The 20,656-nt window shown below is 69.0% G+C and carries 16 protein-coding genes; 3 read left to right on the forward strand and 13 right to left on the reverse strand.

Annotated features, from left to right (window positions below; all coding sequences use genetic code 11):
* A partial coding sequence (locus D472_RS0121900; protein ID WP_017606591.1) for an acyl-CoA dehydrogenase family protein occupies positions 1-743 on the reverse strand: 743 nt, incomplete at its 3' end.
* Positions 744-1,321: 578 nt separating this feature from the next.
* On the opposite strand from D472_RS0121900, the gene D472_RS0121905 reads away from it, so the two are divergent.
* Positions 1,322-3,136 (forward strand): AMP-dependent synthetase/ligase, encoded by a 1,815-nt coding sequence (locus D472_RS0121905; protein WP_017606592.1) that lies wholly within the window; start codon positions 1,322-1,324, stop codon positions 3,134-3,136.
* 122 nt (positions 3,137-3,258) lie between these two features.
* Here the strand turns inward: D472_RS0121905 and D472_RS0121910 are convergent, their stop codons facing one another.
* Entirely contained in the window at positions 3,259-4,107 is an 849-nt protein-coding gene (locus D472_RS0121910; protein ID WP_017606593.1) for an LLM class F420-dependent oxidoreductase, read from the reverse strand.
* 192 nt (positions 4,108-4,299) lie between these two features.
* On the opposite strand from D472_RS0121910, the gene D472_RS0121915 reads away from it, so the two are divergent.
* Positions 4,300-4,632 (forward strand): type II toxin-antitoxin system PemK/MazF family toxin, encoded by a 333-nt coding sequence (locus tag D472_RS0121915; RefSeq protein ID WP_017606594.1) that lies wholly within the window; start codon positions 4,300-4,302, stop codon positions 4,630-4,632.
* 98 nt (positions 4,633-4,730) lie between these two features.
* Here D472_RS0121915 and D472_RS0121920 read toward each other — a convergent pair whose 3' ends face one another.
* The 4 genes from D472_RS0121920 to D472_RS0121935 all read right to left on the reverse strand — a co-directional run bounded on the left by D472_RS0121920 (position 4,731) and on the right by D472_RS0121935 (position 9,555).
* Positions 4,731-6,353 (reverse strand): glycoside hydrolase family 43 protein, encoded by a 1,623-nt coding sequence (locus D472_RS0121920; RefSeq protein WP_017606595.1) that lies wholly within the window; start codon positions 6,351-6,353, stop codon positions 4,731-4,733.
* Positions 6,354-6,471: 118 nt separating this feature from the next.
* The gene (locus D472_RS0121925; RefSeq protein WP_017606596.1) at positions 6,472-7,398 is read right to left on the reverse strand and encodes a carbohydrate ABC transporter permease; all 927 of its coding nucleotides are present in this window, start codon (positions 7,396-7,398) and stop codon (positions 6,472-6,474) included.
* A 1-nt stretch (position 7,399) separates the two neighbouring features.
* A complete protein-coding gene (locus D472_RS0121930) occupies positions 7,400-8,287 on the reverse strand; it encodes a carbohydrate ABC transporter permease (RefSeq protein ID WP_017606597.1) in 888 nt (295 codons plus the stop codon).
* Complete coding sequence (locus D472_RS0121935; protein WP_017606598.1) at positions 8,284-9,555, reverse strand: extracellular solute-binding protein; 1,272 nt, start codon at positions 9,553-9,555, stop codon at positions 8,284-8,286. Before D472_RS0121935 ends, D472_RS0121930 begins: the two co-directional genes overlap by 4 nt.
* A gap of 243 nt (positions 9,556-9,798) precedes the next feature.
* On the opposite strand from D472_RS0121935, the gene D472_RS0121940 reads away from it, so the two are divergent.
* Entirely contained in the window at positions 9,799-10,818 is a 1,020-nt protein-coding gene (locus D472_RS0121940; RefSeq protein WP_026117961.1) for a LacI family DNA-binding transcriptional regulator, read from the forward strand.
* Positions 10,819-10,953: 135 nt separating this feature from the next.
* Here the strand turns inward: D472_RS0121940 and D472_RS0121945 are convergent, their stop codons facing one another.
* From D472_RS0121945 to D472_RS0121975, 7 genes are all read right to left on the reverse strand, one after another.
* Positions 10,954-12,189 (reverse strand): FAD-dependent monooxygenase, encoded by a 1,236-nt coding sequence (locus D472_RS0121945; protein ID WP_017606600.1) that lies wholly within the window; start codon positions 12,187-12,189, stop codon positions 10,954-10,956.
* A gap of 138 nt (positions 12,190-12,327) precedes the next feature.
* Positions 12,328-13,173: an NAD-dependent protein deacetylase gene (locus D472_RS0121950; RefSeq protein WP_017606601.1), complete on the reverse strand. Its 846-nt coding sequence runs from the start codon at positions 13,171-13,173 to the stop codon at positions 12,328-12,330.
* A gap of 77 nt (positions 13,174-13,250) precedes the next feature.
* Entirely contained in the window at positions 13,251-13,964 is a 714-nt protein-coding gene (locus D472_RS0121955; protein WP_017606602.1) for a PIG-L deacetylase family protein, read from the reverse strand.
* 133 nt (positions 13,965-14,097) lie between these two features.
* Positions 14,098-14,901, reverse strand: coding sequence for an SAM-dependent methyltransferase (locus D472_RS0121960; RefSeq protein WP_017606603.1), 804 nt, complete (start codon positions 14,899-14,901; stop codon positions 14,098-14,100).
* A 193-nt stretch (positions 14,902-15,094) separates the two neighbouring features.
* Complete coding sequence (locus tag D472_RS0121965; protein WP_017606604.1) at positions 15,095-18,469, reverse strand: pyruvate carboxylase; 3,375 nt, start codon at positions 18,467-18,469, stop codon at positions 15,095-15,097.
* Between the two features lie 298 nt (positions 18,470-18,767).
* The gene (locus D472_RS0121970; RefSeq protein ID WP_017606605.1) at positions 18,768-19,565 is read right to left on the reverse strand and encodes an SAM-dependent methyltransferase; all 798 of its coding nucleotides are present in this window, start codon (positions 19,563-19,565) and stop codon (positions 18,768-18,770) included.
* 133 nt (positions 19,566-19,698) lie between these two features.
* Complete coding sequence (locus tag D472_RS0121975) at positions 19,699-20,643, reverse strand: alpha/beta hydrolase (protein ID WP_017606606.1); 945 nt, start codon at positions 20,641-20,643, stop codon at positions 19,699-19,701.
* Positions 20,644-20,656: the final 13 nt, after the last annotated feature.

A 20,656-nucleotide genomic window follows, 5' to 3' on the forward strand; every position in this document is an offset into this window, starting at 1 on the left:
TTGCCCTCCTTGGCGCGGGCGAGGCGTTCGTCGAGCCTGTCCTTGCCACCGACCAGGCAGGAGCCGGGGACGCGCACGTCGTCCAGGACGACCTCGGCGGTGTGCGAGGCGCGGATGCCGTGCTTTTGGAACTTTTGGCCCTGGGACAGGCCCGGGGTGTTCGGGGGGATGATGAAGGAGGCCTGCCCGCGCGAGCCGAGTTCGGGCTCGACCGAGGCGATGACGACGTGGACGTTGGCGATGCCGCCGTTGGTGGCCCAGGTCTTGACGCCGTTGAGGACCCACTCGTCCTTGGCCTGGTCGTAGACGGCGCGGGTCTTGATGGCCGAGACGTCGGAGCCGGCGTTGGGCTCGGAGGCGCAGAACGCGGCGAGCTTGACGTCGTCGGGGGTACCGAACATCTGCGGTGCCCACTCACCGATCTGTTCGGGGGTACCGGTGGCGCTCAGGGAGGCGGCGGCCAGACCGGTGCCCATGATGGACAGGCCGATGCCCGAGTCACCCCAGAACAGTTCCTCGATGGCCACGACCATGCCCAGTCCGCTTTCCTCGAAGGCCTGGGCGGCGAAGAAGTCCAAGGAGTACAGGCCGATCTTGGCGGCCTCCTGGATGATCGGCCAGGGGGTCTCCTCGCGCTCGTCCCACTCGGCTCCGGCGGGACGGATGACGTCCTTGGCGAACCCGTGCGTCCAGTCCCGGACGTCACGGATCTCTTCGGGGAGTTGGAGGGAGAACTGGGACATGGGGATGACTCCTTGAGGGTCGGCGGGGGTGTTACCGGCGGTTACGCAGACATGTTACCCATCAGTAGCACTTGGGTTTCCGAATTGTCCAGAGGGTGGGGTTCTCGGTGCGCGATGTCGGGGCTTAGGGCCCTGGAGGCGCGAGTGTTCGGGTGGGGGTGCCTTATTGATTCCCTCGATTCGCCCAGGAAAAGCGTGGCCGCATGAAGGTGTGCGGAAGTATGGGAAATGGGATATCTGCGACGCCGGGTGTGAAATACCTCAAGGGTCGAGTAGGGCGTGCACGGCCATGGGTTCTCGACCCGAGGCGAACACCGGGGTGGGCCGGGATCGTCGGCCGCGTCCGGCCTGGCGGGGTCGATGCCGCCGGCCGGTGGAATGGTCCTGGGTGCTTGGTGTCCTTCGAGGCCCTGGAGCCTTTTCGGGGGTGCCTCATGTGGCCGCCCGGAGTAGGGCCGAAAGGGCGTTCGGCTCCTTTTCGGTGGCTCGGGGAATCGGACACTTTCCCTTGGAATCCGAAAGGGCTAGGCTCATGTGTGTCTTAGGTCACACCCCGAGGAAGATGCCCAGGAGTACACATGACCTCCGTTCCCGGCACCGCGGACGACCCCACGAACCGCACCCTTTGCGAACTCCTCCTACACAACGCGCGCAACCATCCCGACCGGCCGGCCCTCTCTTGGCGCGAACCGGGATCCACCGATTGGACCACCCTCACCTGGGCCCGGACGCATGACACCGTCACCGCGCTCGCCGAGGGGTACGCCTCCCTCGGGGTCCGCCCCGGCGACCACGCCCTCATCATGATGGGCAACCGACCCGAACACTGGCTCTGCGACCTCGCCCTGCTCCAGACCGGAGCCATCCCCAGCACCGTCTACTCCACCTCCGCCCCCGAACAGATCACCCACATCGCCCGACACAGTCGCGCTCGCGTCGCCGTGGTCGAGAACGCCGAGGTGGCCGCCCACTGGGAGACCCTCCTCAAGGACCCCGACACGCCCTTGGAACGGCTCGTCGTGGTGGAGGGAGCCGTCCTCGAACGCGGCCACACTCCCTACGCGACCCTCACCGAGGCCGCCCCGACCGGAGCCGTGGACCGGTGGCGCGACCTCACCCCCGACGACCTCGCCACCGTCGTCTACACCTCCGGGACCACCGGAGACCCCAAGGGCGTGGCGATCTCCCACCGGCGGGTCCTGGCCCAGACCAGCGCCCTGAACAAGGCCCTCGAAGTCCCCGAGTACCCCACCCACGTCTGCTACCTCCCACTGGCGCACATCGCCGAACGTCTCCTGGGTCTGTACATGCCGCTGGTACGGGTCTCCCACGTGTACATGTGCGCCGACCCCACCGCGGTGGTCGGCGTCCTGCCGCACGTGCGTCCCCCGCACTTCCTCGGGGTGCCTCGGGTGTGGGAGAAGTTCGCCGGCGCGGTGCAGGCGATCCTGTCCACCCTCCCCGAGGAACGCAAGGCCGTCATCGACCAGGCTCGGGCGGTGGCCACCGAATACACCGAACACCTCGAACGCGACGGCGAGATTCCCGTCGAACTTCGGGAGCGCTACCAAAGGGCTCGTTCCACCGTCCTCGAACCCCTCCTGGCCAAGATGGGACTGGACCAGGTGATCCTGCCCTCCAGCGCCTCGGCGCCCATGCCGCCGGAGGTGGTGCGCTTTTGGGCCTCCCTCGGCGTCGTGATCATGGACGCCTGGGGACTCACCGAATCGGTGGGCGTGGCCACCATGAACCGACCCGGTGCCGGAAGCTTCCGGCTCGGATCGGTGGGCCGCCCCATCGACGGCGTCGAGGTGCGGCTGGGCGAGGACGGCGAGGTGTTCCTACGCGGTGATTCCCTCTTCGAGGGCTACCTGCGACAGGACGGTTCGGTCCGACCCGACACCGACGCCGACGGCTGGTTCGCCACCGGTGACGTCGGTCGGATCGACGAGGACGGCTTCCTATGGATCACCGACCGCAAGAAGGAACTCATCATCACCTCCGGCGGTAAGAACGTCTCACCGGCGCTGGTGGAGAACACCCTCAAGGAGCATCCGCTGGTGGGGCAGGCCTTCGCGCACGGCGACGGCCGTCCCTACCTGGTGGCGCTCATCGTGCTCGACCCCGAGTTGACCCCGCTGTGGGCCGCGTCCAAGGGGATCGACGCCACGGGGGAGGAGTTGGCCGCCCACCCGGAGGTCCTCGCCGAGATCGACGGCGCCGTCCAAGCGGCCAACGAACGTCTCAACCGTGCCGAACGGATCAAGCGATACCGAGTGCTGAGCAGGGAGTGGGGACCGGACACCGGCGAGTTGACGCCCTCGCTGAAGTTGCGCCGTCGCGTCGTGGTGGACCGCTACGGCTCGGAGCTGGACGCCCTCTACCAGGACTGATCGGGCTCATCGGGGCTGACCGGGGGCTCGGCCGGGACGTCCGCGTCCCGGCCGAGCCCTTCGCGTGGGCCCTCGACGTGAACGGGGTGGTCAGATGTGCGCGCCCTTCATCGAGGATGGACTCATCCGGTCAGGGGCGGGGCCAGGCGGGCCAGGGTGCCGAGCCGGTCGCACTCACCCGGCAGTGGCTGGACCACCACGTGATCGGCCCCCGCGCTCAGGTGCATGTCGAGCACGGTGGCCGCGTTCTCCGCCGACCCTTGGGCCACGAGGTCGTCGATCAGGGTGTCGCTGCCGCCGTCGGCGAAGTCCTGTTCGGTGAACCCGAGTCGCTCCAGGTTGGCGACGTAGTTGCGCAACTTCAGGTAGAAGGACATCCCCGCGCGCGCGTCCCGTCGCGTCCGGGCCAGGTCCTGCCCCAGCACCACCTTGTGCTCCACGGCGAGCAGTGGACCCTCGCCCAACTCGCTCCGGGCGCTACGGGTGTGGGCCGCGTTGACCAGGTACGGGTGGGCTCCCGCGGCGCGTTCGGCGCTCAGCCTCAACATCTTCGGTCCCAGCGCCGCCAACACCCGGCGATCCCGTGGTACCCCCTCCCGGTCCAAGACGTCCAGGTACTCCCGCATGCCCTGGAGGGGTTTGATCGCCTCGGGGCCGTTCGCCTCCCGATGCCCGGCTCCGATCCCCAGCAGGAATCGGCCCGGGTAGGCCGCCTCCAACCTGCGGTAGGCGTCGGCGACCTCTTCGGCGGGAGCGGCCCAGATGTTGACGATCCCGGTCGCCACCGACAACCGTGACGTGGCCGCCAGCGCGGTCGCGACCGGCTCCAGGTCCGAGGAGGGCGAACCACCCACCCACAGGGTGCCATAACCCAGCCGTTCCACCTCGGCGGCCACGTCCTCGTCGATCTCCTGGTGGGGTAGCCACACACCGTGCCGGCCCAAGGCCACCGGTGTCGCATCCGATCCCATGGATCCTCCCGTCATCGTCGTCACCGTGCCGAGACCAACCTAAGGGGGCAAGGGCCGAACCGCCCGGAGCGCCCCGCGAGCCCGGCGTCGACAAGGCCGCGACGCGGTATTCCGCGAGCCCGGCCCCGTCGCCCGTACGGCGCCCTTCGCCCCTTGGAGGCGGCATTCGAGTGTGTCCCCCCGAGCCGCCGAATGAATGCGTCGACCCCGGTACGTGGCCGTGTCCACCGGGTCTACTCGGACACCGGAGAACAGGACGAGCGAAAGCCTTTCCTGGTGGTCTCCAACAACCAGCGCAACGCCGACCTCGGTGACTGCCCGGCCGTACGTCTGAGGCCGACTCGCAGGGAACCGAGGACCACACGTGTCCCGCTTGGACCGGCCGATCCGCCACCGCGCGGCTTCGTCTCGTGCGACGAGATCACCCATGTGTTCGACGACGAGCTGCTGGAGGACCCGGGGGCGTTGAGCCATGTGACGATGACCGCTGTGGGCAAGGGCCTCAAGACCGCGTTGGCCCTGTAGGAAGCACAGGCGAGTGGGTGAGGGACCACGCCGGTGAAGAAAGGTGAGGGGGCGCGCCCAGGACCCCATGAACGGAGCGCCCCCTCGGCTCGGTGGACCTACGATCCCCGGTAGGTGACGTGGTCGAAGTCGGCGTGGCTTCCCAACCCGGTCAGGTCGTGTGCCCACAGGCCCAGGAAGGCGCCGGTGAACCCCCAGAGGGTGGTCGTCTCACCATCGGGCGCCCGCTCCTCGGCGTACTCGTCCGACAGGATGCTCGCGTCCAGCACACCACCGACGGGCGCCCATTCGCGGCCGTCCTGGGAGAGGAAGAACCGCAGCCGCTCCCGGTCGATCTCCACCCGTAGGTGGAACCTGTCCCATCCGCGCACGTCCACGCGCTCCCCCAGCTCACGGACCTTGCCGCGATCGGAACCGAGCACCCCGGCGAACAGGCCCTCGTTCTCGTCGAAGCCAACGCGCAGGTAGTACCACTGACGCATGTTGTAGTACGCGGTCAGCCCCGCCATTCGCTGGAAGGTGTCGGTGGAGAACTCCATCACCGTCTCCATCGAGCACTCGTGGTGCTGGACCCGGCGGGCGACCAGGCTGGGGGTGCGCGTCCCGGATGGTGACTGTCCGCCCCGAATACGCAGGTGACCGGGGCGTTCGGTCAACGACACCCAGCTCTGGTGGGCGTGCCTGCGCAGCGTGCTCCATTGGGGACGCAGGACGGGGGCGTCGAAGTCGTCGGTCTCGGGGGCCTCGGGCCAAGGGTGCGGGGGCAGAGCGGGCCCTTGGACCCGTACGTGCGGGATCGCACCCTCGATACGGGGCCACCCGTCCACCCATTCCACCCGTTGGATGGCGCTTTCTCGGCCCAGCACGCACCGACCGCGTTCGGTCAGCGGCCGTCCGGTCAGGTGGGCCAGGAACCACTCACCGTCCGGGGTGCGCACCAGACTGCCGTGTCCGGCCTTTTGGAGCGGCAGCGACGGATGTTCGCGGGAGGACAGCATGGGCCCGGCCGGGTCCACCTCGTAGGGACCGTCGATGTCGCGCGAACGCGCCACCGTGGTCTGGTGGTCCCACTGGGTGCCGCCTTCGGCGGTGACCAGGTAGTACCAGCCGTTCTCGCGGTACAGGTGAGGGGCCTCGGTCACTCGCGCCTCGGTGCCCTCGAAGATCACCCGGGGTTCACCGATGGGGCGCATCGTGTCCAGGTCCAGCTCTTGGAGGACGATTCCGGCGAAGGCGTGTCGGCCCGGACGCCAGTCGCTGAGGCTGCTCACCACCCAGCTGCGCCCGTCCTCGTCGTGGAACAGGGACGGGTCGAATCCCATGGAGTGGATCGGCGCCGGGTCGCTCCAAGGGCCCTCGATGGAGGGGGCGCTGGTCACGTAGTTGGGGGTGTCCCAAAATCCCTCGGCGTAGTTCTCCACGTCGGTGAAGATCAGGTGGAAGACCCCGTTCCGGTACGACAGGCAGGGCGCCCACACACCGGCCCCGTCCCGGTGACCGGTCAGGTCCAAGAGGCGGTCCTCGTTCAGGACGCCGCCCAGGGGCCGCCAGTGGACCAGGTCCCGGGAGTGGTGCAGCAGTACCCCGGGGCTCCACTCGAAGGTGGAGGTGGCCATGTAGTAGTCCTCACCGACCCGCAGGATGGAGGGGTCGGGGTGGAAACCGGGCAGGACCGGGTTGATGATCGTTCCGGCGAAGACGCCGGTGGAGGTGGTGGTCATCGTGGCCTTTCGTCGGGGCCGGTCGACCGGCGGAAGGTGGGCGAACGCCCCGGGACGGGGAGTCGGAGCGGAAAGGGGAAGGGGAGACCGCGCCGCGCACCCGGGGCGTTGGCGGGTGTCACTTACCGAAACCGGCGGCCAGTCCGCCGAGCAGTTGTCTACGGCCGAACAGGTACAGGGCGAGGATGGGCAGCGAGGACAGCACCACCGCGGCCATCAGCCCGGGCACGTCCGTCCCGTACTGGCTCTGGAACGCCCACAGGCCCAGTGGCAGGACCCGGGTGGACTCGGTCTGGGTCAGTACCAGCGGGAAGATGAAGTTGTTCCAGGCGTTGAGTCCGACGAAGATCGCCACCGTCATCACGCCCGGCCGCGACAGTGGCAGCACCAGTCGCAGGAAGACCTGCCAGGTGGTGGCACCGTCCAGCGCCATCGCCTCGTACAGCGACCCGGGGACGTCACGCAGCGAACTGGTGAGCACCAGGATGGAGATGGGCAGGCTGAACGCCGCGGTGGGCAGGATGACGGCGATGAGGGTGTCGTACAGGTTCATCCTGGTGATGAGCAGATAGACCGGGATGATCACCGCCTGGGCGGGGACGGCCAGGCCCAGCAGGAACAGTGAGAAGGTCGTGGCCACGGCGCGGCTGCGACTACGCACGATTCCGAACGCCGCGGGAACCGCCACGAGCAGGACCAGACCGACCGCCCCGAGCGCCACGATGAGGCTGTTGGCCAAGAAGCCCAGGAACCCCACTTCGAACACGTTGACGTAGTTGTCGAAGGTGAGGGTCTCGGGGATGGCCAGCGGCCCCTGGGACATGTAGTCGCCGGACCCGCGAAAGCTGGTGGCCAACAGGAAGTACAGCGGGATGGCGACGACGACGAGCCAAAGGGCGGCGCCGAGTCCGGCCCAGTAGGCGGGGCGTCTGCCGGGCCTACCACGCAGCCGGGAGGTCACCTTGTCCTTGACGCTCTTGGTCGGGGGCGCGCCGGGGGCGTTCCCGGCGGGGTCGCGCCTGCGGGCGTGTGTGTCGGTGGCCATGTCAGATGCCCTCCCTCTGGCTGGTCATACGGGAGTATCCGGTCGCACGCACCACCAGGAGCGAAAGCCCGGCACCCAGAATCACCAGCACGACCGCGATCGCGCTCGCGTAACCCATCTCGAAGGCGACGAAGCCCTGGGTGTACATGTACAGCGGCAGGATCCGGGTGGCGTTGCCCGGGCCGCCGTTGGTCAACAGCAGCACCGTCTCGAAGTAGGTCATCGACCCCACGATCATCAGCACGGACGAGGCGATGATGGTGTGGCGAAGCTGGGGGACGGTGATCCTCAGGAAACGCTGGATGGGGGAGGCCCCGTCCAGTTCGGCCGCCTCGTAGAGCGACTTGGGGACCTGCCGGGCCGCCGCTTGGTAGAGCAGCATGTGGAACGGCAGGAACTGCCACAGCACGATGAGCGCGATCGCGTACAGCGCCAGGGTCGAGTCTCCCAAGACGTTGCCGCTGAAGCCGATCAGGGGGCCGATCTGGCCGGGCAATCCGTAGTGGGGTTCGAGGATGGCCTTCCAGAGCAGAGCGATGGCCGCGGTGGACAGCAGCAGTGGCAGGAAGAAGATCGAGCTCACCACGGCTCGGGACTTCTGGGTGCCGGCGGCCCAGGTTCCGAAGGCCAACGCCATCGGGGTCTGGGTGGCCCAGCACAGAACGGTCAGGAACAGCGTGATGCCCAGGCTGGACCGCACCTGTTCGTCGTTGCCCAAGCGGACCCAGTTGTCCATGCCCACCCACTCGGGGACGCCGAGCCCGCTCCAGGAGGTCAGGCTCAGGTACAGCACGATCAACACCGGTCCCAGGCCGAACAGGCCGAAGAACAGCAGGGCCGGAGCGACCCAGATGAATCCGGGCCGCTCCGTGGCGGAGGAGGACCTCACAGGTAGGACTCCATGTCGGCGGCGAAGTCTTCCGGAGTGGTCTCACCCAGGAAGAGCAATTGCAGGTTGGTCAAGAGGGCGTCGGCGGCGGCCGGCGGGATGGCCTGGTCCCAGGACTGGGTGAAGCTGGGGGCGTCGGAGACCATGCCGTGGGTGAAGACCGCGAAGTCGGAGTACTGGCTTTCGGCGAGCTGGTCCTCGATGCCCTCGACGGCCGGCACCTGACCGGCGTCGATCAGGCCGCTCACGTACTCGTCGGAGGTGACGGTCTCCACCAGGAAGTCGACGGCGGCGTCGTGGTTGACGCTGTCGTTGTTGATGGAGAAGTAGTTGCTGGGGTTACCGACGACGGCGCCTTCCTCGCCTTCGCCGCCCTCCACCATGGGGAAGGGGACGTAGCCCAGGTCGCCGCTGTCGACGAAGTCGGGGGCGTTCTCCTGCTGCTGGGACAGGTCCCAGCTGCCCATCAGGAACATCGCGGCGTCACCATTGGCGAGCAGGGCCGAGGCGCCGCCACCGTCGTAGTCGATGGAGGCGAAGTTGGGGCCGAAGGCTCCGGCCTCGACCAGTTCCTGGCACTTCTCCATGGCCTCGATCATGGCGGGGTGTTCCCAGGCACCCGGCTCGCCGTCGACCACGGCCTGGAAGACCTCGGGGCCGCCGATGCGTTCGGTCAGGTAGGACAGCCACATCAGCTGGGTCCAGCCCTGGGCGCCGGGCAGGACGATCGGGGTGACCCCGTCCTCCTGGAGGACGTCGACGGCGTGGAGGAGGTCGTCGTAAGTCTCGGGGGCCTCCAGACCGGACTCGGCCAGGACGGCGTTGTTGGTGAACAGGACCACCGGCTGCATGCCGAGCATCGGCACGCCGTAGTAGCCGTCCTCGATCTTGGCGACGTCCAGGACACTGGGCAGGAACGAGTCCCGGAAGTCGGGGTTCTCGTCCAAGGCGGTGGTCATGTTGAACACCTGGCCCTGGTTGACGTATTCGGCGAGGTTGCCGCCGCCCCAGTTGAAGAAGACGTCGGGGGCGTTGGGGGAGCCCAGGGCGACCTGCAAGCGCTGCTTGTAGGCGTCGTTGACGAAGGTGACGAGTTCGCTCTCGAGTTCGGAGCCCTCGTTGTAGGACTCCATGCTGGCTTCGAGGACGTCGTTGACGGCCGCCTCCTCCAACGCCCAGACCTGGAGGGTGTCCTCCGAGGTTCCGGGACCGGAGGATCCGCAGCCCGTGGCCACTAGGGCCAGGGCCAGGGCGGTACTACCGAGCACGCTTGTTCGGTGGGTGCGACTCATGGCGTGGACACCGTTCCTTGGGTCGGACTAGGGGGAGATCCGAAAGTCTCCGAAATGTTTCCGATAGCTTTCGGGATGCTTGACGCTAAGTCGTCCACTTGGCGACGTCAAGGGGATGGCTGGTTTCGAGGAGGTTACGGTGTGGGTCATCGAAAACTTTCGGGCTACAATCCGCTCACCGGACCAAGGGATTTCGATCCCTCGACGTTGAGGAGGCGCATGGCGAAGCAAAGACCCACTTTGGCGGAAATCGCAGGTGAAGCGGGGGTGTCGGTGTCCACGGTCTCCAAGGTGATCAACGGGCACATCGATGTCGCCGCCGAGACGCGACGCCAGGTGGAGCGGCTCCTGGAACAACATCGTTATCAACCCCGCAGGCATCGGGGGCGGCGGACGGTGGGCCTGCTCGACCTGGTCTTCCTCGACTTGGGCAGTCCGTGGGCCATGGAGATCCTCACCGGGGTGGAAGAGGTCACCCACGACGCGGGTTTCGGTATCGTCGTCTCGGCGGTGCACGATCGCAAGCGCAGACGCCCCGGCCGTAAGTGGCTGGACAACATCCAGGCCCGTCACTCCGACGGGGTGGTCCTGGTACTGTCCGAACTGTCCTCCCAGCAACAGGCCCAGCTCGACGCCCTGGGAATCCCCGTGGTGCTCATCGACCCCATAGGGGATCCGGCACGCGGGGTCCCGGCCGTGGGCGCAGCCAACTGGGACGGCGGGCTCAGCGCGACCGAACACCTCATCGCCTTGGGGCATCGGCGTATCGCCACCATCGCCGGTCCCGCCCACGTGATGTGCAGCCGCGGGCGCGTGGACGGCTATCGCAGCGCCATGCGCAACGCGGGTCTGCCCGTCCCGGAGGGCTACGTCAGCCATGGCGACTTCATGGCCGGTACCGGAAAGGAGCTCACCGAGGCCCTGCTCGAACTGCCCGAACCCCCCACGGCGATCTTCGCCGGTTCCGACCAGATGGCCCGAGGCGCCTACGAGGCCCTGTACGAACGTGGTCTGCGAGTCCCCGACGACGTCTCGCTGGTGGGTTTCGACGATCTGCCCGAGGCACGGTGGGCGATTCCGCCACTGACCACGGTTCGCCAACCCCTGCGGGACATGGCGCAGATGGCCACCCGGATGCTCATCGACCTGGTCCGGGGCGACGTACCCGAGACCACCCGGATCGACCTGGCCACCCGCTTGGTGGAACGCAACAGTACGGCGCCGCCCAAGGAGGCCTGAACCCACCGTCGAGCGCCATGGGAGCGGTGTTCGGAGAGAGATCGACCATCAGCGGCGGACTTTCGGGTACCGGGCCACCGGACCCGCCGGCCGGGAAGGAGACCCGGTCGGCGGAGGGGTCGACCCTGGTCGGACTCAGCCGTCGCCTTCCGGGGCGTCGAACATCTTGGCGTAACGCTCCAAGGCGAAGTCCCGGCCCACCGGGTCCCTGGCGGTGCGAAGGCCCAGTTTGTTCATGAGCCTGGTGGCACGGGACAGGACCGCGTCGGCGCGCTCACGTACCCACATCTCGTACGGCTCGACCTCCGGGGCACCGGTGTCCGCCACCTGGGGGGCCACCGCACGGGCCTCTCGGGCCGTGGCACGCATCGCCGCCTCGTAGGAGAAGTACGCCGGTCCGTGCTCACCGTCCGAGTAGGCCAGCTCACCCGCCAAGGCCAGGGCGCCCAGCAGGGCCACCCCCGCGCCCTGCCCGCTCAGTTGCCCCGAACAGGTGGCGGCGTCACCGATCAGGACCACTCGGTCCCGTGACCACACGTCCATGCGCACCTGGGTCTCCGGAGCGACGTGCACCGTGGCCTGGCGCATGGCCGCCAACAACTCCGGCATTCGCCACCCGTCCGCGCCGAAGGTCTCCTCCACCATGCGCCGCAACGCTCCTTGGTCGAGGGAGCCCGGACGCACCGGGAAGCGGTCACGCATCAGTAAGGTCACGAACAACCGCTCGTCGCCGGGCAGGGTGGCGGCCACACAGCCCCGATAGGGCCACACGTGCCAGGACAGGGCGTTACGGGTACCGAGCATGTTGGGCGCCTCGAAGGTCGCCACATTGATCTCCAGGGGGCGCAGCCGGTTCTCATCCGACTCCGCGAAGGCCAGGCGACGCACGGGGGAGTAGAGACCGTCCGCGCCCACCACCAGGTCGAAGCGCCGGGGTTCGGCGTGCGCGAAGGTGACGTCCACTCCGGTGCGGTCCTGGGCCAGGCCGGTGACGGTGTCGCCGTCCACACGCTCCACCCGCGCCTGGTCGAGCCGGTCGATCTCCTCCCATAGGACCCGGACCAGCGACTCGTGCCGGATCAGCAGGGAATCGGGTTCGAGGGGCATGAGCACGGGCTCGGTGCGTCCACTGATGTGGGTCCGGAGTTGGGTGTGGTGCGACCCCAGGGCCCGGACCCGTCCGCCCAAGCCCATGCGGTCCAGGAGTTCCAGGCCACGCCGGGAGACCTCCACGTGGTCGCCCTCGGAACGCGGCCCCGGGGCCGCGTCGACGACGGTGGGTGTGAAACCCTTCCGGGCCAGCCAGAGGGCGAGCGCCGATCCGGCCACCCCGCCTCCTGAGATGAGGATGTTCGTGTTGTTGATCGGCACGCGATCCTCCGTGTACGTGTCGGTCGGGGTCCCGCCCGGTTCGGAAAAAGGGGTAGAGAGGGGTCGGGGGATCCATCACGAGCATCCCCCGTGGGGGTGCGACGCACACGCCCAACGCGCCGGGGCGGGGATCGCCCCTCAGACGCGGTGGGAGTCGGCGAGAGCGCGCAGGACCGGAGAGCAGCCGTGGTCGATGGTCAGCGTCGCCATGGCGTCGCAACGGGTCGTTCCGCGGTTGAGGATGACCACGGGTTTGCCCTGGCCGACGGCGTGTTTGACGAACCGTCGGCCGGAGAAGACGGTCAGCGATGAACCTACCACCAGTAGGCCCTGAGCGGCGTCGACCCTCCCATAGGCGCGCATGACCCGTGGTTTGGGCACGTTCTCACCGAAGTACACGATGTCCGGTTTGAGGGTCCCGCCGCAGTCGGAACAGTCCGCCACCCGAAAGCCCTCGGTACGGGCCAGGACGGCGTCGGCGTCCGGGGCGACCTCCACGTCGGCCACGTCCTCGATGAAGTCCGGGTTGAGCGCGTTCAGGCGCACCGCCAACTCCGCACGGGCGGTCACCGAGCGGCATTGGAGGCAGATCACCCGGTCGTATCGGCCGTGCAGGTCGATGACGCGGCGACTGCCGGCCACCCCGTGCAGGGTGTCCACGTTCTGGGTGATGATCCCGCCGACCACGCCGACCCGTTCGAGCGTGGCCAGGGACCGGTGCCCCTCGTTGGGACGGGTCCGTTCCACGTGCCGCCATCCCACGTGGTTGCGTGCCCAATAGTGGCGGCGAAAGGCCCCGTCGCCGATGAACTCCTGGTAGGTCATGGGTTTGCGCGGGGGCGAGTCCGGGCCTCGGTAGTCGGGGATACCCGAGTCGGTCGAGATCCCCGCCCCGGTCAATACGGCCATCGGCCCGGCGCCGAGGACCTCGTGGATCCGGTCGGCGGCCTCCTCGGCGGTGCGCGCGTGGAGCGTTTCGGTCACGCCTCGAGGATACGTCGTATCCCCTGGTGTTCGCCTTGGCGCTCCGCCTTGGTCCGTGTCGTGCCGCCGCCCGCTGCTCAGGTGGTGTGGACGATTCGGAAGACCTCCGCCAGGGAGCCTTCGGGCAGGCCGCCCTTGACCGCGTTGTCGCCCATCCACGCCCGCAGCATGGGTTCGAGTTCGTCGATGTCGCGGATCTGGCTCTCGTGCGCGGCCAGCGCCGCGAGCTTGCGCTCGAAGACGCCGGTGATGTCCGAGTGGTGGTGCGGTCGTGGGCCGCCCGCGACCCACACCTGGGGGACGATCCAGGGGACCAGCCCCTCCTCGGCGAGCAGTTCCCGGTGCGCGTGCGGATTCCGGGCGTCGGGGAACACCGCGTTGATCGCCGCCTCACCGGTGGCCATGTGGTCGGGGTGGGCGGCGTGGATGTTGTCCCAGTCGCGTTCGGGGCTGGGGATGATCACGCGCTGGGGGCGTACCTGGCGGATCACCCGGGCGATGTCACGACGCAGTTCCAGTGAGGGGACCACGCGGCCGTCCGGGTGACCGAGGAAACGCACGTCCTTGACCCCGACCTCGGCGGCGGCTCGCCGCTGCTCACCTCGGCGCATCGCCCCGATCTCCGCGCTGTCCAGGGTGAGTTCGTCCCCACCGGCTTCACCATCGGTGACCATCAGGTAGACCACCTCGGTTCCGGCGGCGGTCCACGACGCGACGGTGCCCGCACAGGCGAAGTCGGCGTCGTCGGGATGGGCCATCACGACCAGGGCGCGTTCGGGGACGTCGACCACGGGAGCTCCTCTTCGTCGCGGCCGGTGCCGCGTGCTCGGGGACGCCCCCATGGTACGGACCACGCTCGGGCGACGCCGCTCCGGTGACGGAAAGGCACCACCGAAGGACGTCGTTCATGACGCGCCGGGTGGGTCAGGGCTTGCGGCCCACACCGCCGTACATGTCGGTGTCCGGGGCCAGGCCGACCTCCACGGGCTCGGGACGCCAGAGCGGGCTGGGGCCGATGCCGGGGTCGAGTAGGTCCAGGCCGTCGAAGTAGGAGGCGAACTCGGCCCGTGTATGTCCTCGGTAGGCCAGGGCCGCCTCCTTGTTCCATTCCTGTAGGGCTTCGGTGGCGGTGCCCTCCTCGGGCAGGACGGCGTCGGCCACGATCAGGAAGCTGCCCGAGGGCAGCGGGTCCACGTAGGCGCGGACGAGGTCCAGTGCTTCCTCCATGGTGGGCACGTGCCCGAGCGTGCCGATGATCGACACTCCGACCGGTCGCTCCAGGTCGAGGAGTTCTCCGGCCCGCTCCAGGACCCGGGCGGGGTCGCGCAGGTCGGAGTCGACGAACTCGGTGGCGCCCTGCGAGGTTCCGGTCAGCAGGGCACGGGCGTGCGCGAGCACCATGGGATCGTTGTCGACGTAGACCACCCGCGACTCGAGGGCGAGGGCCTGGGCGATCTCGTGGGTGTTCTGGTGGGTGGGAAGTCCCGTCCCGATGTCCAAGAACTGGCGCACGCCCTCCTCAGCGGTCAGGTGGGTGATGGTGCGGACCAGGAAGGCCCGGCCCGCGCGGGCGTCGACGGCGATCTTGGGGTGGATCCGTAGGATCTGGTCGCCGAGTTCGCGGTCGACGGGGTAGTTGTCCTTGCCACCGAGCCAGTAGTTCCACACGCGTGCGGAGTGCGGGGCGGAGGTGTCGACGCCTTGGGGGACGGCGGGGGTGTCGTTCATGGGGGTCCGATCCGAGCCAGGAGAGGGGAGTGGGACCAGTGTGGCCGACCCGGGTCCGGCTCGGGAACCCCTCCTAGGCACGGATCACCCGTCGAAGCGGGCTTTTTCGTCTCCGAAGGGCTCCGCACGTCCGCAGACCCCGGTCGCCCGCCGGCTCCGGGCGGCCCTGCGCGAGGACCGCCCGGAGCACCGGTCAGCTCAGGTGGACGATCAGGTCGCCACCCTCGACCCGCTGGGCGCCGTCGACCGCCACACGGGCGACCACGCCATCCTGTGGGGCGGTGATCGAGGCCTCCATCTTCATCGCCTCGATGGTGGCCACCGTGTCACCGGCCTCGACCTTGTCGCCCTTGGCCACCACGGGGGTGACCACACCGGCGAACGGGGCCGCGACCTGGGCGGGATCGTCCCGGTCGGCCTTCTCCGCCTCGTTCACCGCCGAGGCCAGCGAACGGTCTCGGATGTGCAGCGGACGCAGCTGGTCGTTGAGCGTGGTCATCACGGTGCGCATACCACGCTCGTCCGGCTCGCTCACCGCCTGTAGCTTGATGAGCAAACGCACGCCCGGCTCCAGGTCGACCACGTGCTCCTCGCCCTCGCGTAGCCCGTAGAAGAAGTCCTGGCTGTCCAGCAGGCTGGTGTCGCCGTAGGCCGCCCGGTGCGACTCGAACTCCTTGGTGGGGCCGGCGAACAGCAGTCGGTTCAGGGTCGCCCGAGGCTCCTCGGCCAGACCGGCGCGGTCCACCGGGCTCAGTTCCACCGCCGCGCGCGGCTCACCACGACCGCGCAGCGCCTTGGTGCGGAAGGGCTCGGGCCACTCGCCCGGAGGCACCCCCAGTTCACCGCGCAGGAAGCCCACCACCGAGTCGGGCACGTCGAAGCGGTCCGGGTCCTTTTCGAACTCGTCCGGAGACACGCCCGCGCCCACCAGGTGCAGGGCCAGGTCACCGACGACCTTGGAGGAGGGGGTCACCTTCACCAAGCGGCCCAGCATGCGGTCGGCGGCCGCGTACATCGCCTCGATGTCCTCGAAGCGGTCGCCCAACCCCAGTGCGATCGCCTGGGTGCGCAGATTGGACAGCTGGCCGCCGGGGATCTCGTGGTGGTACACCCGCCCGGTCGGGGAGGCCAGGCCCGCCTCGAAGGGCGCGTAGACCCGGCGCACCGACTCCCAGTAGGGCTCCAACTCGTTGACGGCGTCCAAGGACAGCCCGGTGGGCGTCTCGGAATGGTCGAAGGCGGCCACGATCGCCGACAGCGACGGCTGCGACGTGGTGCCCGACATCGACGCCGCCGCGCCGTCCACGGCGTCGGCGCCCGCCTGCACGGCGGCCAGGTAGGTCGCCAGCTGGCCACCGGCGGGGTCATGGGTGTGCACGTGGACGGGCAGGTCGAACTCGCTGCGCAGGGCGGTGACCAAACGCTTGGCCGCCGGGGCGCGCAACAGACCGGCCATGTCCTTGATCGCGAGCACGTGCGCGCCCGCCTCCACGATCCGCTCGGCCAGCTTCAGGTAGTAGTCGAGGGTGTAGAGCTTCTCCGCCGGGTCCGAAAGGTCGGCGGTGTAGCACAGCGCCACCTCGGCCACACCGGTACCGGTCTCACGGACGGCGTCGATGGCCGGGCGCATCTGGTCGACGTCGTTGAGGGCGTCGAAGACGCGGAACACGTCCACCCCGGTCTTGGCGGCCTCACGCACGAACGCGTCGGTCACCTCGGTGGGGTAGGGGGTGTAGCCGACGGTGTTGCGACCGCGCAGCAGCATCTGCAGGCAGATGTTGGGCACGGCCTCGCGCAGCGCCGCCAACCGGTCCCAGGGGTCCTCGGCCAAGAAGCGCAGTGCCACGTCGTAGGTGGCGCCGCCCCAGGCCTCCAGGGAGAGCAGTTCGGGCATGGTGTGGGCGACCGCCGGGGCGGCGGCCAGCAGGTCGCGGGTGCGTACCCGGGTGGCCAGCAGTGACTGGTGGGCGTCCCGGAAGGTGGTGTCGGTGACGCCCAGGTTCGGGGACTCACGCAGCCAACGGGCGAACCCCTCGGGGCCCAGCTCGTCCAGGCGCTGCTTGGAACCGGCCGGCGGTGCCTCCTGGGGCACGTGGGGCAGCTTCTCGGCGGGATCGAGCAGCTGGGGGCGTTCCCCGTGCGGCTTGTTCACCGTCACGTCGGCCAGGTAGGTGAGCAGACGGGTGCCACGGTCGGCGGAGGGACGGGCGGTGAGCAGCTGGGGGCGTTCCTCGATGAACGAGGTGGTGGCGCGACCGGCCCGGAAGTCCTCGTCCTCCAACACCGCCTGCAGGAAGGGGATGTTCGTGGAGATACCGCGGATACGGAACTCCGCGACCGCGCGGCGGGCCCGCCGGACCGCCGTGTCGAAGTCCCGGCCACGGCAGGTGAGCTTGACCAACAGGGAGTCGAAGTAGGCGCTGACCTCCGAACCGGCGGCCGCGGTACCGCCGTCCAGGCGGATCCCCGAACCACCGGGGGAGCGGTAGGCACTGATCGTGCCGGTGTCGGGACGGAACCCGTTGGCCGGGTCCTCGGTGGTGATGCGGCATTGGAGCGCGGCGCCGTGCACGACGACGTCGTCCTGGGACAGACCCAGGTCGGCCAGGCTCTCCCCGGCGGCGATACGGATCTGGGACTGCACGAGGTCGACGTCGGTGACCTCTTCGGTGACGGTGTGCTCCACCTGGATGCGCGGGTTCATCTCGATGAACACGTGCGAGCCGTCCTTACCGACCAGGAACTCCACGGTGCCGGCGTTGCGGTAGCCGATCTCCTGGGCCAGGCGCACCGCGTCGCGGCACATGCGATCGCGCAGGTCGGGGTCCAGGTTCGGGGCGGGGGCCAGCTCCACCACCTTCTGGTGGCGTCGTTGCACCGAACAGTCGCGCTCGTACAGGTGGATGACGCCGCCCTGGCCATCGGCCAGGATCTGCACCTCGATGTGGCGGGGGTCCACCACGGCCCGTTCCAGGAACACTGTGGGGTCGCCGAAGGCCGTCTCCGCCTCACGCATGGCGGCCTCGATCGCTTCCCGCAGCTCCTCCGCGGTGTCCACCCGGCGCATGCCTCGGCCACCGCCGCCGGCCACGGCCTTGACGAACAGGGGGAATCCGACCGTCCGGGAGGCCTCCATCAGGGCCTCCAGGTCGGTGGAGGGCTCGGAGGACTCCAGGACGGGGATGCCGGCCCGGCGCGCGGAGTCGATCGCCGTGGCCTTGTTACCGGTCAGCTCCAGTACCTCGGCGGGCGGGCCGACGAAGGTGATACCGGCCTCCGCGCAGGCCCGCGCCAGTTCCGGGTTCTCCGAAAGGAATCCGTACCCGGGGTAGACGGCGTCCGCGCCGGCCTCGACGGCGGCGCTGACGATCTCCTCCACCGACAGGTAGGCCCGGACCGGGTGTCCCGGTTCCCCGATCTGGTAGGCCTGGTCGGCCTTGAGCCGGTGCAGGGAATTGCGGTCCTCGTAGGGGAAGACCGCCACGGTCCTGGCGCCCAGTTCGTGCCCCGCGCGTAGGGCGCGGATCGCGATCTCACCGCGGTTGGCCACCAGTATCTTTCGGAACATGTCCGATGCCTCCTGAATTCGTGCGGCGCCGCCCTCGCCGGCCCCATCGCCGGTGGTCGGCGGGGACGGGCCGTCGTGGCCCGAATCGCCCCGCCAGGGCCATCTGCGGAACCCTAACGACCCTGGGTGCCGGCGTTTTCGCCTGGGGGCCCGTTTGCGGAGCGGTTCTTCGGAGAATACAAAGACGGTGTTCTTTATGTGAGAAAAGAACGCTTTCTTCTCTGGGTCGGAGTGTTGTGGAACACGGTCGAAAGGCCTCTGGTGGTCTATTCGATTTCACATACTGGACACCGGCCGTTCAGGGCTTGCGAGCCACCGCGCCGAACTCGTCCACCAGTCGAGGTTCACCGACCTCGGTGGGGTCCGGTCGCCATCTGGGAATCGACACCAGCCCCGGCTCCACCCACTCCAACCCCTCGAAGAACGCGGCGATCCGCTCCGGGGCGCGTAGCACGATGGGGTTGTCGGCGCTCTGGTTCCACTGGCGCACCGCCTCGCGCATGGCCGGCCCGGTGGCGGCGTCGGTGGCGTGGGTGAGGACCACGTGGCTACCGGAGGGCAGTGCCAAGACCAACTCCCGGACGATGTCGTAGGCGGTGTCGTCGGTGATGTGGAAGAGCACGCCCAGCAGGGAAAGGCCCACCGGTTCGGACAGGTCCAGGGTCTGCGCGGCACCGCGCAGGATGGTCTCGGGGTCGCGCAGGTCGGCCTCCACGTAGGCGGTGCGTCCCTCGGGCGCGCTGGTCAGCAGGGCTCGCGCGTGGGCCAGGACCAGGGGATCGTGGTCGACGTAGACGATCCGGGACTCCGGGGCCACCGATTGGGCCACCTGGTGGATGTTGTTCGCGGTGGGCAGGCCGGTGCCGATGTCGAGGAACTGGCGGATCCCGCGCTCTTGGGCCAGGAAACGGATCGTGCGTTCGAGGAAGGCACGGTTCTGTACCGCCATGTCCCCGATCATCGGTAGTACGGATAGGATCCGGTCGCCCATCGCCCGGTCCGCGGGGTAGTTGTCCTTGCCACCGAGCCAGTAGTCGTAGACGCGTGCCGAGTGCGGTACGTCGGTGTTCGGGGTGTCCTGGGGGGTGTTCGTCATGAGGTCCTCTCCTCGCCGTGCGCCGACAGCATAGGGCGTGCCCGAGGCCCGAAGGGGGCGGGGTTCCAGGCCTTGGGCGCGGAGTCGATCGCCCCCGGACGCTCTGCTCCGAGCGGGGTTCGAGGGGGCGGGCTCAGGGGCGTGGGGGAGTACTCAAGGCCGAGCGCAACGCCGTGACCTGTGCGCCCAGGAACGCGCGGGTCACCTTCGCGGTGGGAAAGACCGCCTCGAACCCGTGGAAGGCTCCCTTCACGACGTGGACCTCGCAGGGCACCCCGGCGGCGCGCAACCGCTCGGCGTAGGCCAGGTCCTCGTCGTGGAACAGGTCCAAGGTGCCCACCCCGATCCACGCCGGAGGCAACCCGGACAGGTCCTCGCCTCTCGCGGGCGCGGCGTAGGGGGAGACCCCTGATCCGCCGGGGGATCGGTTCAGGTAGGTCCGCCACGCGAAGCGGTTGTCGGCCACCGACCACAGACGGGTGGGAAGGGCGTCCAGGTCCGTGCGCAGGGTGGTGCGGTCGTCCAACATGGGGTAGACGAGCAGTTGGAACAGTGGCCGGGGACCACCGCGATCACGGCACATCAACGCCAGTGCCGCGGTGATGCCTCCGCCGGCGCTGGCACCGCCGATCACCACCCGATCGGGATCCACGTCCAGTCGTTCGGCGCCGGTCACCAGCCAGGACAGGACGGCGTGGGCGTCCTCGACCGGGGCCGGAGCGGTGTGCGGCGGTGCCTTGCGGTAGCGCGGGGCGACCACGGTGACGCCGAGTTCGCGCGCGAACCCGATGCTGCCGGCCTCGTCCTGGATCGGACTGCCGAACAGGAAGCCGCCGCCGTGGTTCCACAGCAGTACCGGTGTGGGTCCTCGCCGCGAACGGGGACGGTACAGACGCACCGAGACCGGCGGGGCGCCCCGGGAACCGGGGACGGTGTGTTCCTCGATCCGTATGTCGGCCGGGGCGCGGCGCGGGCGCATGCGTTCGGACGCCCACCGAAACAGGTGCACGGTGCGCGGTCCCAAGGGAAGCGGAGGCAGGAATCGGGCGAGGGACAGGTCGGGGTGCAGCTGGGGCATCGGGTTCCTCGGG

Source organism: Nocardiopsis alkaliphila YIM 80379 (genome assembly GCF_000341005.1).
Lineage (GTDB): Bacteria > Actinomycetota > Actinomycetes > Streptosporangiales > Streptosporangiaceae > Nocardiopsis > Nocardiopsis alkaliphila.